At 41.6% G+C, this 15,033-nt stretch carries 14 protein-coding genes; all 14 read left to right on the top strand.

What is annotated here, in order from left to right:
• Positions 1 to 26 precede the first annotated feature (26 nt).
• The 14 genes from BSHG_RS08425 (at position 27) to BSHG_RS08490 (ending at position 15,032) form a co-directional block, all read left to right on the top strand.
• Complete coding sequence (locus BSHG_RS08425; RefSeq protein ID WP_008659765.1) at positions 27 to 1,844, top strand: type VI secretion system baseplate subunit TssF; 1,818 nt, start codon at positions 27 to 29, stop codon at positions 1,842 to 1,844.
• A 25-nt stretch (positions 1,845 to 1,869) separates the two neighbouring features.
• A complete protein-coding gene (locus BSHG_RS08430; protein WP_008659764.1) occupies positions 1,870 to 3,726 on the top strand; it encodes a type VI secretion system Vgr family protein in 1,857 nt (618 codons plus the stop codon).
• Between the two features lie 245 nt (positions 3,727 to 3,971).
• Positions 3,972 to 4,502, top strand: a complete 531-nt coding sequence (locus BSHG_RS08435; protein WP_226789667.1) for a hypothetical protein — start codon at positions 3,972 to 3,974, stop codon at positions 4,500 to 4,502.
• Between the two features lie 13 nt (positions 4,503 to 4,515).
• Positions 4,516 to 6,342, top strand: coding sequence for a DUF3289 family protein (locus BSHG_RS08440; protein WP_008659762.1), 1,827 nt, complete (start codon positions 4,516 to 4,518; stop codon positions 6,340 to 6,342).
• Positions 6,339 to 6,914, top strand: coding sequence for a hypothetical protein (locus BSHG_RS08445; RefSeq protein WP_008659760.1), 576 nt, complete (start codon positions 6,339 to 6,341; stop codon positions 6,912 to 6,914). The genes BSHG_RS08440 and BSHG_RS08445 overlap by 4 nt, the downstream gene beginning before the upstream one ends.
• A 319-nt stretch (positions 6,915 to 7,233) precedes the next feature.
• On the top strand, positions 7,234 to 7,737 hold the full coding sequence (locus BSHG_RS08455) for a CHAP domain-containing protein (RefSeq protein ID WP_225550621.1): 504 nt from the start codon (positions 7,234 to 7,236) through the stop codon (positions 7,735 to 7,737).
• Positions 7,738 to 7,765: 28 nt separating this feature from the next.
• Positions 7,766 to 9,619, top strand: coding sequence for a hypothetical protein (locus BSHG_RS20885; protein WP_008659748.1), 1,854 nt, complete (start codon positions 7,766 to 7,768; stop codon positions 9,617 to 9,619).
• Positions 9,616 to 10,068, top strand: a complete 453-nt coding sequence (locus BSHG_RS08460) for a hypothetical protein (protein ID WP_008659747.1) — start codon at positions 9,616 to 9,618, stop codon at positions 10,066 to 10,068. Before BSHG_RS20885 ends, BSHG_RS08460 begins: the two co-directional genes overlap by 4 nt.
• Before the next feature lie 48 nt (positions 10,069 to 10,116).
• The gene (locus BSHG_RS08465; protein ID WP_008659745.1) at positions 10,117 to 10,965 is read left to right on the top strand and encodes a TssN family type VI secretion system protein; all 849 of its coding nucleotides are present in this window, start codon (positions 10,117 to 10,119) and stop codon (positions 10,963 to 10,965) included.
• A gap of 27 nt (positions 10,966 to 10,992) precedes the next feature.
• Positions 10,993 to 12,135, top strand: a complete 1,143-nt coding sequence (locus tag BSHG_RS23280; RefSeq protein ID WP_008659742.1) for a hypothetical protein — start codon at positions 10,993 to 10,995, stop codon at positions 12,133 to 12,135.
• Between the two features lies 1 nt (position 12,136).
• Complete coding sequence (locus tag BSHG_RS08475) at positions 12,137 to 13,093, top strand: type VI secretion system baseplate subunit TssG (RefSeq protein ID WP_005794690.1); 957 nt, start codon at positions 12,137 to 12,139, stop codon at positions 13,091 to 13,093.
• Between the two features lie 5 nt (positions 13,094 to 13,098).
• Positions 13,099 to 13,602 carry a type VI secretion system TssO gene (tssO, locus tag BSHG_RS08480; protein ID WP_005787050.1) on the top strand — a complete coding sequence of 168 codons (504 nt, stop codon included), beginning with the start codon at positions 13,099 to 13,101 and terminating at the stop codon, positions 13,600 to 13,602.
• A gap of 12 nt (positions 13,603 to 13,614) precedes the next feature.
• Entirely contained in the window at positions 13,615 to 14,142 is a 528-nt protein-coding gene (locus BSHG_RS08485) for a type VI secretion system transmembrane protein TssO (RefSeq protein ID WP_005794693.1), read from the top strand.
• On the top strand, positions 14,139 to 15,032 hold the full coding sequence (locus BSHG_RS08490) for a PKD domain-containing protein (protein ID WP_005794694.1): 894 nt from the start codon (positions 14,139 to 14,141) through the stop codon (positions 15,030 to 15,032). Before BSHG_RS08485 ends, BSHG_RS08490 begins: the two co-directional genes overlap by 4 nt.
• The last annotated feature ends 1 nt before the right edge of the window (position 15,033 follow it).

Raw genomic sequence — 15,033 nt, 5'->3', positions numbered from 1 at the left:
GCAGTTGAAATATAAAATTAAAACGTATGGCAAATCTATTCACAAAAGAAAGCATTAAAGCCCGGATGTTCAAACAGGCGGCAACCCTATATGACATACGAAATATAGATGGCATAGACCCCCTTATCCGACTGCTGATTGAAGCCTTGTCGGGCGAAATTTTCAAGCTGTCCGGTGATATGCACGCCATTGAAAGCCGATTGTTGGAGAAAGTCGCTTCCGCCCTTACTCCACACACGGCATTGGTTGCCAAACCCGCCCATGCTATTGCTGCTGCCCGACCATATACACCGCAAGCTACTGTATCTCCCACAGACCTGTTTTCTTATAAAAGCACGGAGATAGTGAAGAAGTATAAGATGAAAAATCTCTTCTTTACTCCGCTGCATGAAACCCGCATAATCAATGCCGAACTGAAGTATCTCGTGACGGCGGATGAATTTTGCACCATCACTCCCGAAGGAGAACGTGACGCCACTGCCCGCTTTCGTTCCGATGTGCCGGTAATGGGTCGGAAAATCAGTATCGGGATGAAAATAGGCAACAATGTAACTACCCTCAACGACTTGCCGTTATATATAGATATACCGCTTGTAGCAGATAAAAGCAGTTATCTGAAATTACTGCCGTACTGCCATTGCACGATTGCCGGTATTCCTGTAGAAATTAAAGGGGGAATCGAGTACGACCCCACACGTTCGGTCAGTGAGAAATACGATCTTGGCAGGTTGATTACGGAAGAAATAACCAGCAAATATGCTTCCCATTACCTGACATTGAAAGCTCACGGATTAAAAGTCAAAGATTTGTCACGTAGCAGAGTGCCCGAAGAAATCTCTTTCCTGCTGCCAAGTGATTTCATTGCTGAATGTGATGCGGATACTGTTTGGATAGATATAGAATTTCCCACCGCTTTTTCAAAAGAAATACTGGAACAGATAAAGGTGCAGATGAACACTTTTATCGTAGTAAACAAATATCCGGCAAAGATTACCAGAAAGGTAGATTCCGTCTCGGCCATTCTCCCTTTGGAAAAGACGGAATTTGAATATTTCCTGTTTGTGGATTCGATTACCGATAACCACGGAGACCGGCTTAGGGAAATTTCCAGCACACAGGATGAAGGCAGAGCCGGCTGTTATTCGGTCAGAAGAGGCGGTTGCGAACGCTTCAATGCGATGGATGCCAAAGATTTTCTGAACCGCCTGACAGACCTGCTATATGACGAAAGTATGGCCTTCTCTTCGACAGACAAAGACGGAATGAAAGAGGTAATCGAGCAGATAGAAGAACGGGTAAGCCAATTAGGAGATAAAAATAAAGACGGAATCGGAGGACAGGAAATGTTGTCGTATGTAGTCATCGACCAACGTTATGACAAGGATACCCGGTTAACTGTGGATTATACTCTTACTAATGGCGAATTTGCCAATGACATCTATGCGGGAGAGCCATTAAATGACTGTGCTAATCCCGATATAGACAAAGATACACTGCGGTTTGTCACTTCCGCCCATGGAGGAGAGCCCTCCCCATCCGTAAAGCGCAGGATGGATATGTACCGATTCATGCTGTTGTCACACGGCAGTATATACACGAAAGAGGATATACGCAATTTCTGCATGGCAAGGTATGGCGACAGCATCCGCTCTGTGGAGGTAAAGCTGGGGTATGCAGCCGGTAAAAAAGAAAGCGAAGGTTTCATAAGGACGCTGGACGTGTATCTACGGTTATCGGAGGGGATGCAAGGATTAGACCGAGAAGAATTCGTCGTTGATTTGGACAGTGAGCTCAGGCGGTTGTCTCCGGAGACCTATAACTACCGTGTTTTTATTAACTCATAGTATTCACCCATAAAATATATTAACTATGGCATCGACAAACTTGGACGCTGTAAGCGTGGAGATAAAAGTAGCAGGAAAAGTCTGTGATTATGTAACAATGGAACTTTTTCAGTCGGTCAGTACACACCACCGTTTCAAAATCAAAGTAAACTATCGTCCGGACAAGCCAAGTGTCTGGGCTATCGGTCCCGATGTGATATTCAAGCAACTGGGTGAGAAGGTATCCATCATCATGACCCACCATGAGAGTGGAGAGAAAACGGAATTTCACGGACTGATTTCTGATATTCATGTGGAAGGCTTCGACGGTAATCAGGGATTTGTCATACTGGAAGGGGGAAGCCCTACCATCCTGCTGGACAGAGACCCCGCTATGGACTGCTATGTAGAGCAAAACCTGAATACGATAGTCAGTGACATACTTGATAAGAGCGGGGTGAAAATGAATGTGACCAACAATCCCAAACATACGGACATCATCCCTTATGTTGCCCGCTATAAAGAAACAAGCTACGGATTCCTATCCCGTCTGCTGCGCTCCTACGGCGAGTGGTTCTATTACAACGGGGAAACGCTACAGATAGGAAACCCTGAAATAGAGACGGAAAGCCGTGCAGGTTATGATGTTGATCTGACGGGAGTCAGCATCAATGCCACTATCCGTTCGCTGAATCACAGCACCTATGAGTTCGACCCCGTCAATGATAAGTTCTATTACGACTACAGCGGAACACCTAAAGGCGCTACCCTTGGTTCCCGTTCGGCTGAGAAATGCAGTGAACCTATCTTCCCTACCGAAGCGAAACTCCCCTCGATGAGACCTGCGTATAGCGCAATGGATTTGGAGCACTACGGTGATGCCGGATTTCACCGCAACTATTCCCAATTGTCTCAAATCAAGGCTTCAAGCCGTTACTGTGGCATACGACTGGGAGAATTGGTAGTCACCCGTGTACCTGAAAGTTTTCCGGGAGTTAAGATTACCGATTTGGGACGTTACCGTATTACTGAGATTACGCATACGGTAGATGGTCAGGGACGATATAGCAACACTTTCTGCGGTGTGCCCGGTGGTACGCCCGTCATGCCGTGGGGAGATGCCGTGATGCCGGTAGCCTATCCGGAGATGGCAAGAGTGGTGAGCAATGAAGACCCTAAAAATCAGGGACGTGTCAAAGTACAGTTCATGTGGCAGGAGGTAGATGGCGGCGAGAGCTACTGGATGCGGGTGCAAAGCCCGGATGCAGGCAAGAGCGACCAAGTTGCCAAAAACCGTGGTTTTGTGTTTATCCCCGAACCGGGTGATTTGGTAATGGTAGGTTTTGAGCAAGGCAATCCAGACCGTCCGTATGTAACAGGCAGCCTTTTCTATAAGGCAAATTCCCAGGGAGCGGCAACAGACAATACAGTCAAGAGCATACGCACCCGCAGTGGGCATACGCTGGAGTTCAATGATGATGAGGGGGGCGATTGGGGCATCACAATTAAGGATCGTAACGGATGTATGTTCCATTTTGATACCAAAGGGAAAAATATCGAAATAACCGCACCTGAAACAATGACATTAAATGCCCAAAATATCAATATCAATGCGGGTGAACAACTTAATACGTCCTCGGGAAAAGAAACGGTGATGCAAATAGGTACCGATTTTCAACAAGATGTTGGAGGAAATGCTGAAATTGCTATTGGAGAATCCCTAACGGAAAGTATCGCCAAAGATAGTACAAACAGTATAGCAGGAAATTTATCTGTAACAGTAGATGAGAATCTGATGTACGATGCTCAGGATATGACCTTAACAGCTCAGGGAGGTATGAAGTTACTGGCTAATGCAAAAATAGGATTGAAGAGTTCCGAAGGAGTGGATATTGCCCAATAATAAAGATGTATATGTATAAATTTCGCAACCTAAAAGGACAATACAGTATAAATGTGTCCACGACTTTTCCCGGCTCGCAAGCAAGTCTGTACAGTGCAATTATAGAAGTAATTGCATCTTATCAGAATGTAGATGATTATTTCATTTTTGAATTGCGTTCCCGGCAGGAGGTAAAGTTGAATGGTAATCCACCCTCTCAAATGGTGGATCTATTTATGCTTCGTCTTTCTAATACGTATTATCCGATGAAGTTGAAAGTTTCTACGTCGGGAAAGATTATGGAAGTTATTAATTTTACTGATATAAAGGAAAGATGGGAAGCGGAATGTGCGAAAATCGTGGAGGAAATACCTTGTATAGCCTATGAGCAATATATTGAATTGTCAAAGTCAAATATGGATACTGAAAATGTTTTTTTACAGGCTTTGCGCAAAGACTCCTTTATCCAGTTCTATTTTAAGGAATACTTGGATGATATAGATATTGTTTGTTATAATTTTCCACGACGTGGTGAAAGTACTTTTTATGATTTGGCTATTGATAGCGATGGCTCATTTCATAAGGATATCAAGACATTTCACGTCAAAGAGTATAACAGTAAACGATATTCGGGTAAATTAATCTGTGAGTATTCCGAAGAAAATGATATATTTTCTTTGATTGCGGAATTTTATTATAATACTTTGGATGGACAGTGTAAAAAGAAAGTCAGTATTTCAGTAGAAAACCGTTCGGTTCAAAAAGCCAATAAATTAAAGAGTTTTTTGTTTGACTAATACGCAGAAAGTTATGGCAGGAAAAGAATTTGTTGTTGACAAAGCTATGTGTATGTGCAAGTATGGGGCAGCACCCGGAAAACTGATGGTTACGGACAACCAGTTTTTTAGATTAAATGGGACCAAACTCTGTGCCAGTACGATGACATTAGGAAACGTCATCTATCCTCCCGGATTTGGGATTTGCAAAGTAAACCCCATGTTCCCTAAACCATGTGTACCCGCCATCACGCAATGGAACGGGCAGTTTAGTAAGATTACGATGATGGGAGGGAACCCGCTTACGGACAAAAGCAAAGGGACATGTAGTTGTGGAGGACCCGACTGTATAGAGTTTATGCAAACAGGACAGATTCCTGTGCCAGGAAGCAAACAGATGCAACAGGCAACAGGTGAGCATCAAGGAGAGTTGGATGCAATGGGAGATCCATCTGCATTGACAAAGCATCCAGTTGACACACCAACATCTCTGTTATTAAAAGAGGGCAATATTCTAGTTAAAGCAGTAAAAGGAGAGGCAGAGTCTTTCTCCGGGCAAACTTTGATTTATGAAGTTGAACATTATAATACGCCAATCGTAAGCGATGAAATCCGTTCGCATGTCAAATGGAAAGTGACTATAGGTGAAAAGGAAGAAACGGTTGACCAACCGGGGACAGATGTGCTTGAACTGTCGGTAAAAGAAGAATGGCAAGGGAAAAAACTTTGTGTGCAAGCTTATATCAACCAGCCTTCTGACAATGTCAAAGTAAATACCCAAATCAAAAAATGGGAGTTTCCTATCATTGTTGACCGGTATAAAATGCCGGGATTAAATGACACAGGAACAGATATAGCCGATGACATGGCATATGGATACGGTGTAAATACGAAAAAGTGTGTTTATAGCACTTTATTAATTAAACAATTGATTGAATCATACGAACAAAAACATGAAAATAAGAAGATAGACAATATCCTATCTAATTCGATTGATTATGATCCGGAGCCACCTATGTTTAGCACTTCTTCTTTGGATACCAAACAGAAAATGGAAAGGTATATCCGGGTTAAAAATGCAAAAGCAATCTATAGTAAGGAAGATTTCCCTAAAATTTCATCAAGAATTCAAGAGGGAGTACGATTTTTAAGAAAAGGGGGGGATGATTTTACAGACGAAGAACTGTTTGCTGATTTCGAAGCAATGGCAAAATTAGCATTTTCGTCATTAAATAGCGAAATGAGGGGAAATATCGTTCGTATGATTGCAAAATTTAGGCAGAACAATGGAGGTGTTTATGAAGACAGTGTATTGACGGATCATATCAAAAAGCATCCTTCTACAATACGTTATTGCAATCAATTAGAAACTTATATTAAAAAAGAATTACAAGATAGTAAAGGGGATGTTTCTACTCTGGAGGATATAAAAATTTTTTTTAAAGGAGAAAGGGATTTGCTTGAGGACATTTTAAAGAAAAGGGTGAATGATAAATATCATAAAAAAGATTTTAGTTTAACTCCTGTTTACGATGCTGGTTTTATCTCTTTTAAAAATATAGGAAGGAAAACGGAGCAAATAAAGAATGCCACACAAGGATACACAATTGCTTTAAATGATATTTGGTCAACCGAAGTTATAATTAAAAAATATGTATTAAATGGCAATAGTTACACAGTAGACTATAGGGTAACACTTTGGGATCATTTTGGCTTAGATGCTCCGGATCTTGAAGCCAACAAAGTAGCGGCCTACGGAGCTGGATTTCGAGCTTGGTTTATCCTTCAACATTTCCGGGGGTATAAACCATTTATCACCAAAATAACTTTTGACAAAACTTTTAAAGGAAAGATACAATGAAAAGCTGGTTTATAATAATCTTAATAACAGGTGTTTTTTTCTTGTTTTCCTGTAGAGACAGCAAGGTGAGTTTTATCATGTGCTCTAATCCCGATAATGAAGTATCTATAGATTGGAGAGGCGGAGGATCGTACACTAATAGAATTTTGGTAAAAAGTTGGCCAAAGGACAGTATCGGGCTTTATAAAATGATGATTAATTATTTGTATGACAATAAAACTGTTCTTGATACATTAACTCGAAATGAGAATATAGAAACCATATTTATCGATTTTTTCAAGTATAACCAGACAACAAAAAATGCGATCAGTACCAAAGAAGGCGATTATAAAGTTCTCAAAAATTATTTAGGAGGTGTTACTTATAGTCAAACTGCAGAATGCGATAAATGGACAATAAATGCAGACCGAAATCTTGGATATTCTCTTCAATTGGAAAATCCTACAGACTATCCTGCTTGCGCGAATATCAAATTGGACAACCAATGTGATACAGATTTTTATGAAAAGCATAAGGATGATGAAATAGTACGTTATTATCATGATTTATTTGGCAAGAATCAGGAAAAATGATATATAGCGTAATTATAGGAGAGACCCGTAGAGGTTACCAGTCAGATATGGTTTGTAAAAAAAGCATTGTTGTATTAGATAATAAAGAAATCGTTAACATATACATTACTAAAGCTCTGTGCAATGATGAGAATTACGACGATACGGAAGAAGGTGTGGTATATCTTTTCTATACAGAGAGGTGGCACAAAACAATCATGAATCCTAATCCATATAAAGCAGGAGAATTATGGTGATTTTAAAAATAATAATAATAGTATCCATACTTTTTTTTGTAGTAGTGGTAATATATATATTTAGCACTTATTGCAATCTGAATGTGAATACGCAACGCGGTACGGTAGTAGATAGTCTGAATAGTGTGTACGTTTATTATAATGGGGGAGTAAACCAAACTTCCGGACGAAATGTAGTCGATGGTTATAATATCGGCATGAAATACCAATGTGTAGAGTTCGTTAAGAGATATTACTATGAGTATTACCACCATAAAATGCCCGATAGCTATGGACATGCCAAAAGTTTTTTTGATAAGAAACTGTCAAATGGCGAAATGAATGTTTCCAGAGGACTTATACAATATAAAAATGGTGAAGGAATTTTGCCCCAAATTGGAGACATTGTAGTATTTGACGGTTATCTGTTTAATCCTTATGGCCACGTAGCTATTATTTCGGCAGTAGGTACCAATGAAGTAGAGTTAATACAACAGAACTCTGGATGTATGAATGTTTCACGGAAATGTTTAGGATTAACAAAAAACAATTCAGGCTGGGAGATTCAAAATAAACGGATTTTGGGCTGGCTGCACATAGCCGAATAAGAATAGATTCAAATAAAAAAAGATTATTATGTCAGATGATAAGAGTCAATTAACAATAAGCATTGATATAAAGGCCGAAGACCGGAAATATCAGATTGTAGAAAACTCTGTAACCTCTATTTTGTTTAAGGTGTCAGATACTACCACACGGTATGTGTATAATATACGTATGGGAGAGATGAGAAATGAATCTGAAACTACTCCAGAAGGTTTGAAAAATCTTAATCTTAAAAAGGAGTGTGATTTATCTGTCAAAATACGGACTGAAGCAGACCAAGCTTTTGTATTAAGTGAAAAGCATTGCGGAAATATAATGCTGGTCGAGTTTTTTAAATATGAGGGAATTCCTGTCCTTTGTGCATCGTGTGTGTTAATAGTAAAACCTTCCGATTTAAAAATAACTCAGGTCATTTTTAAAGATTCGACTGGCAAAGAAGTCGGCTGTGGTTCTGTGCAATATGAGGCGAATTTAAAATTTGCTCTCCGTGTGAAATACAATCGTCCATTGCTAAGGGGGGAAAAAGCTCCTAAACTCAAATGTAAAGGTTATTGCACTAATGCCGTCACAGGCGAGTATGAAGAAATATCCAAGTTCAGAGTTGATGAAAATGGAGCATATACCGATACTTTCTATTGTGATGACGGATTGCAGGAAAGCCATGCGGGTGCAGACTATGTATTTAGTTTTGGAATCAATAACCCTTATGGACCTCCTTTCATGATAGAGGATACGAACGTTCCGGTGCCTTCCATCCAAAAAATACACTTGATAGGACGTAATCTGAAAAAACCGCAGATTACATCAGTAATATGGAGCAGTAAAGAAATGATTAAGTTTGGGGAGGATTCTCCCCGACGCAAAAGCATTAATTATAACGAAGACGGTTTTCTCCATATTCATGCCCGTGGAATGTATGGTCAGAAAGTGCGAGTTGAACTTTTCGAAAAAGATTCTACCGGCATCAAGAAGCTATTGTTGGGTCTCAAAGACGATGTTACTATTTTGGATAACGTAGTTTGTGTTCCGGTAGAGATGAGTGGAGTTTATGCTAAAGCCGCCAAAGGAAGGCACGCTTTGGCAGAAGGGCTTTCTTTTGAAATTTTGGCAAAGGTCACCCCCTTGGATACCTCTATTGCGGCATTCGAACAGGATGACAAGAGTTTGATAGAACTACAGATATACGGAAAAGCTGATGAGGATAAAGCTGCTAAATCCACTGTCAATGGTACAATGAAGTTTATGATAGCGGATGTGGAAGAGGATGAAAAAGGGGAAGAAGAAAAAGCGATAGAAGAAGGCGTGTGTCCACTTTGTGGGAAGAAGCATATTGATTTGCGAAGCAAGATTGATTATCAAACGCAATTTGATTCTCGATTTGGAACAAAAAAAGAACAAAATGTAGCGTGTTATAAAGCTTGTAAGGTGATATTGACAAATGCTGGGCTTTCCCCTAATTCAGCTCCCAATGATAATACCGTGATTCAAATAGGGGTCGAAAAATCCTCAACTGATAATTCTTCTCACTCATCATCTTTAACGATTGATTTTGTAAAAGCATCGGAGGGTTTGAATTATATCAATCAACAACTTGAAACTGGTTATCCTATTTTAGTTGGAGTTGATTATAAGGCAGGATCCCCTAATAGCGATAAGACAACTGACCATTTTATTGTGATTGTTGGTAGAGGGTGTAAAAACAACGAAGTCTATTATCTTTTTTATGAAGTAGGTACGGGGCAACAAGAAAACGGTCAATACAAAGGGGCGCATGAAAATAATAAACTCTATTTAAAAAAGGATAACACTCTACAAGGAACTCCATACCACAATAGTAACAAAAAATATATAGTCGTACAAATCCGAAAAAATATTTTATCATGAAAATAACTATACTCTTATTTGCATTATTTTTATTTACAAGTTGTACAGAAACTGAATCAAGGCCATATGAGGCTATTTGGTTGGCAATCACAGATACTGATAGTGGATATGTAGTATATAATTATCCAAATTTTCAAGATGAAAAAATGATTGCACCAGAATATGTAGCTATTCGGAACGATTCTTTAATTTATGCAACTTGGCATGATTATCCTGAAAAATTCAGTTTGAAATACGCAAAAATAGAGAATGGCAATAATGAACAATATTCCTTTGTGACGGAATATCACTTTTCATTTATGTGGGTTGACAAAGAGAAACATATTGCCCGTTGGACAATATCTGATATTCAGAAGAAAAAAACAATAAGTAATTATTTATATATAGATAGTAGATATAATACATTTCCTTTAATAGACTATCAATGGGACGAGAACGAACCCCAATAGATGTAGAAGCAGAATATAAATTAAAGTATTAACTAAATACAGATGAATATGAATTCATTCTTCCAAACCCTCGCCTTCACCTACCTGCTCTACCCGATACTGGGATTGTTACTGGTAGGCTTAGGGATTTTCATAGCAAAGAAAAATGCCCTGCTGGGCAATAAGCGGCTGGTAGGCTATACCATCGGTGCAATTGTACTCCTGACGCTCCCTGCCTTACTGGGATTCCTTGATTACGGTTTCATGCCCTATGGTTACATTTTCCTTGCCATGCTGTATCTCCTTCTGGGCAGTTATAACATCCGAATGATTGCGTGGGTTTTTAAGGACGACTACAAGTACCGCCACGAAATCATTCTCACCGGTTTTATACTGGTAGTATCCATGTTGTTCTTCACCCTTGTCTTCAATCTCTGCAATGAACTGAAATATGGTCTGTGGGCATCCACCTGCCTGCTTCCATTCGTCATTGTCTCGGTATTTATCCGCACCTACCGTATCTTTATCGCCATTCCGATTCCCGTGTATGAAGTATGGAGATATACAGACGATACCGAGCAGGACGGATATTTTGACCCGGGCAGCCTGCAAGTCCTGCAAATAGAGCTATACAAACAAGAAAGTGACCGGGAACCGGTCAAGCTCAGTGTGAAAGCACCCGACGAAATGCAATTCGGCACATGGTTTCACCGGATGATTGACGACTATAATCTGAAGTCTCCACAAGCCCCGATAGACGACTATGCAGCAAAAGAGGGAGGATGGATTTTCTACCGGAAACCCACCTTGCTATCTCCCCGGCATTACATAGACTTCAACCTTACCGTAAAGGACAACCGCATCCGCAGCCGTGATGTAATTGTCGCTAAACGGGTGATGGAACAGAGTGAGAATTAAGAATATAAGAATAAAATTATATACTATATGGCAAAGAAAAATTTAGTGAACTGGTCGGACTGTATGCCGCTGTCAGCCGCCATCTTCAACCAACATGACGATTACTTTCTGAACAGCATTCGCGACAGCATAGAAGTACGAACCAACAGTTATAACTACGGGCTGTTGCCCGCACGGCAAAACAGGGATGGCGAAAACGGCATCCGTATCAGCCAGCACGTGACCGGACACATCGAAGTGCGGCTGAAATACTGCGATGCGGTCACCGCTTCGGGTATCCGCATCCAATTTGATGCCACCGAAACGGGAAGCGAATTAGTGAAGAACTATTCTGTAGAATCGGATACCCGTAAGAATATCACGCAATGGGACATTATCCTCTCCGTGGATCCGTTCCACCGGGTAGGCTCGGGTGACCCCAATCCGGAGGAAGTTCCACCCCGCCATCCGAACGCCTTGCCCTCCTATCGGCTGTTTGTGATGCCCAAAGGAGAAATCAATGTGAGTGAGCTGGGGGCGCATTACCTGACCATCGGACGTATCCGCAAGGATGCCGAACGATTCATGGTAGATGCCGACTTTATCCCGCCCTGTACGACGATGAAAAGCCACCCTGAACTGCAAGAGTATCATGCCAAGTTCGGAAATATGTTCCGCTCACTGGAGAATTACAGCAAAATCATCATAGCTAAAATACATAACAGGGATAATCGCGGCGAACTGGGTGCGCACATCTCTCTGATATGTCGGGAGATGCTCCGCTACCTCGCCACCCTGCAATTCACTTATACCAATAAAGGGCTGTACAATGCTCCTATTGATGTACTGGATTCCGTATCGAGTCTGGCGCATATCATGTATGTAAGTTTCAGCTACCTATCAGGGACGCAAAAGGAGGAAACGCAGAAATATTTCTACGAGTGGAGCGACGTAACGCCCGGTTCGTTCGACGAGCAACTCGCTGATACGTTGGAGATGCTGTACGAACATACGGATATCCGGGCTTCGATGGTTCGTGCCTATTCGTTTATGTACACACTTACCGAATTGTGGCAACGGCTCAGTACGCTGGAATATATCGGTCAGCATAAGGAGAATATTGTGGTATCGGAACGCACAACGGGAAACAATACTACGGGACAAAACAAAACATGGAGCATAATGGATTGATATGGAACATCGCTTACCCAAAGAGATAAAGGGGCTTCTTCCGCCCAATACAATGGACACCGACTTCAAGGCAGAGCTATACGGAGCCTTGCTGTCGGAAGCCGGGTTCGACACCGCTCAAATTATGATGGTGCGTGACGGTAATAACCTGAGCAATGTTTCGAAAGATATCCGATCGGTGAAGCATAGGAATCATGTCGGCATAGCGGAGGGGGCATACATAGAACTAAAGACCAACCGCCGGGGGATTTATGATTCGCTGCCGGAGGGATTGTTCCATGAGGCGCTCTTTCCCGGCAAGGTGAAAGATTTGGGACTTATTCTGGAAGAGATGCAGCAACATCGTAACGAAGAGTTCTTTATCCGACGTTTTTTCAGCCTGCTGGAGAGCGAAGTGGACAGAGAAGGGATACAGGCACAATTGCTCGAATTGCGGTATGATAAAAAGAACAAATATTCTGATTATGCGAAACTCTTTGCCGCTTGCTGGCCGGTCATTCATATTTTGTCCGGACAGGGGGCGTTGCTGTTCATCAAGTTCATGCCGCATATCCATTCGATCCGGGGCAGACTGGAAGAGGTAAGCGACGCACTGTCGCAGATTCTGGAAGCTCCGGTAAAGGTACGCCCCAAAATGGTGCAACGGACAATAAGGGCACAAAAACCGAACCGGCTGGGGAACATGAGACTGGGAGCAAACAGTGTGAATGTGGGGGTGCTTAATAGTGCTGAGGCTGATTTGCATATACACATAGGCGACCTGCCAACCCGGGAAGTCGAAAGGTTCCTGCCCGGCAACCGCTCCCGCAAAGCCCTTGAAATGCTGGCGGATATTTTTCTTGGCGCGTGGCAGGAGTTCGATGTGACGGTCAGCGTTAGCCCTGACGAACGCAAGACTTATTTAAAACCGACGGGTGACGCCAGTCCGTGTTACCTCGGGATAAACACTTATTTATAAGAATTATGAAAGCAAAGAACAGTGAGAAAATCATCCGTGGATATTTGGAGTTTGCCGGCGGACTGTTAATCAGTACGGCTTTGAGCATGGCACTGCTCACAGGCTTTATCCATACGAATGGAAGCGAATATAAGCTAATGGAATCCAAAACACAAGAATACGATAAGATTTACGCCAGACAGATTGCCCTGGTGGATAAGGTGGATTCGCTGTATAACTACCTGGTGCTGATGGGCAGTAACGACCGGCTGAATCAGGTGGTGCTCCAAAAAGTTATCAGTACACGCAAGATGGAACTTATCGAGGAACTGCAAATAATGGATAGCAAGGATGTACTTCTGTACAAAAAACTGGCTTCGCAAATCAACGTGTTTCTGGACACCAAAGAAGCCATACGTAAAGCGGTTATTGAAGAAAGCCTTGTGAGAAAAGACCTGATGCGGTGCATTCAGGACAATAAACAGGCTACCCGAAAGCTGACATTGGGAAACATTAGTGTAGAAAAGTAAAATAGGAAAGATATGAGCATAACCCCTAAAAATAAAAGCAGCAAAACCGTTAGCGAGCGTGAACGCTTTATCGGATTTGTATATGTGCTTACCCTGTTTATTGTTATCACAGGAGCCTGTGGATTTATTCTTTTCAAGTATGCAGGGACACGCCACATCTTCTCCAATAAAATAATGGTCATTAAAAAGATGGAGCGGCAAAAGGAATTTCAAAATATACAATCAGTACAGATTGTGAGCGCAGATACCCTATTTTCACGTATTGAACAGTTTGAGCCGGGCGTCAATGCCTCTTATGAGGAAAATGATATCAAGTTCCTGATAAACGACCTTGCCAAACAATGGGAAAGAAACAGTTTTGACAAGCGCAATAAGATGTTCTGGCATCTCGCTTCGGTATATGAAATGTGGTTTGCCGACAAGAAAGAACTATGGAGCAAGCAGGATAACATAATAAAATTCAAGAAAAATCTGGAGGAGTGCGAAGTCGGACTCCAGAAGAAGGAAGGCGAACTTAAAAATAAAGGAGGCAAGCCATGATGAATAAATTCCTAAATACGAAGGTTCTCTATATCTTTATCTCCGTTATCATACTTATTATGTTTTTTCTGCTGGTAATGAGAGCTTGCTCGCAGAAGCAGCCGATTCAGGCTACTGTAACTCCGTCTGACCCTGTCGTGGGGGAAGAAATATTTTTTTCCGATTCCACGTCGGGAGCGAGAATCTGGTACTGGGAGTTCGGAAACAACGAGACATCCACACAACGCAGCGGATACCATCGGTTCAAGCAAAAAGGGGTGTACAAAATACGACTGACCGTCAACGGAAATCTGGAACGCTACTTTGATGTGAGGGTAAAAGAGAAGACCAATGCGGAAGACCTGCATCTGGTTCATATCATAGCTCCCAAGGAAGCCATTCAGGGAGAAAATATCATCTTCCGTGGCGAAGGACACGACGAACAATGGCGCTGGGAGTTCGGAGAGACGGGGATGATTGATTCCCGTGAAAAAACGGCTCTTTATGCTTATACCGAACCCGGAGAGTACGAAGTATTGCTTAATACGGAGAATACCCGGTATCCCATCAGACACCGGATAAACATTCTGCCCTACTATTCGGAGAATGATTCTACCGATGTAATGGTGCTCATCGGTTTAGACATCAAAGAGAAGTTGCAGAACATTGCAGACGGTAAACCCTTTAATGTAAACTACAACTATGTCGTGGACAAGTATTTTAATAATAACCCGAACACGCTGGTTGTTATCAACAACAATAAATATAACGACTTTTATTCTTATTGCCAAGGACTGCACCATATCGGCAGAAAAGAAACGATTATCCAGAATGTCATCGTAGAGACGGAGGATGAAGAGAGCGGATATATTACCCAAATAACGGTTATGCAAATCGAAAAAAAGAAATGAA

Source organism: Bacteroides sp. 3_2_5 (assembly GCF_000159855.2).
In the GTDB taxonomy this organism is placed as follows: Bacteria; Bacteroidota; Bacteroidia; order Bacteroidales; family Bacteroidaceae; genus Bacteroides; species Bacteroides fragilis.
Note: the sequence above shows the minus strand (reverse complement) of the source record. Positions and strands in the feature narration are given on the sequence as shown.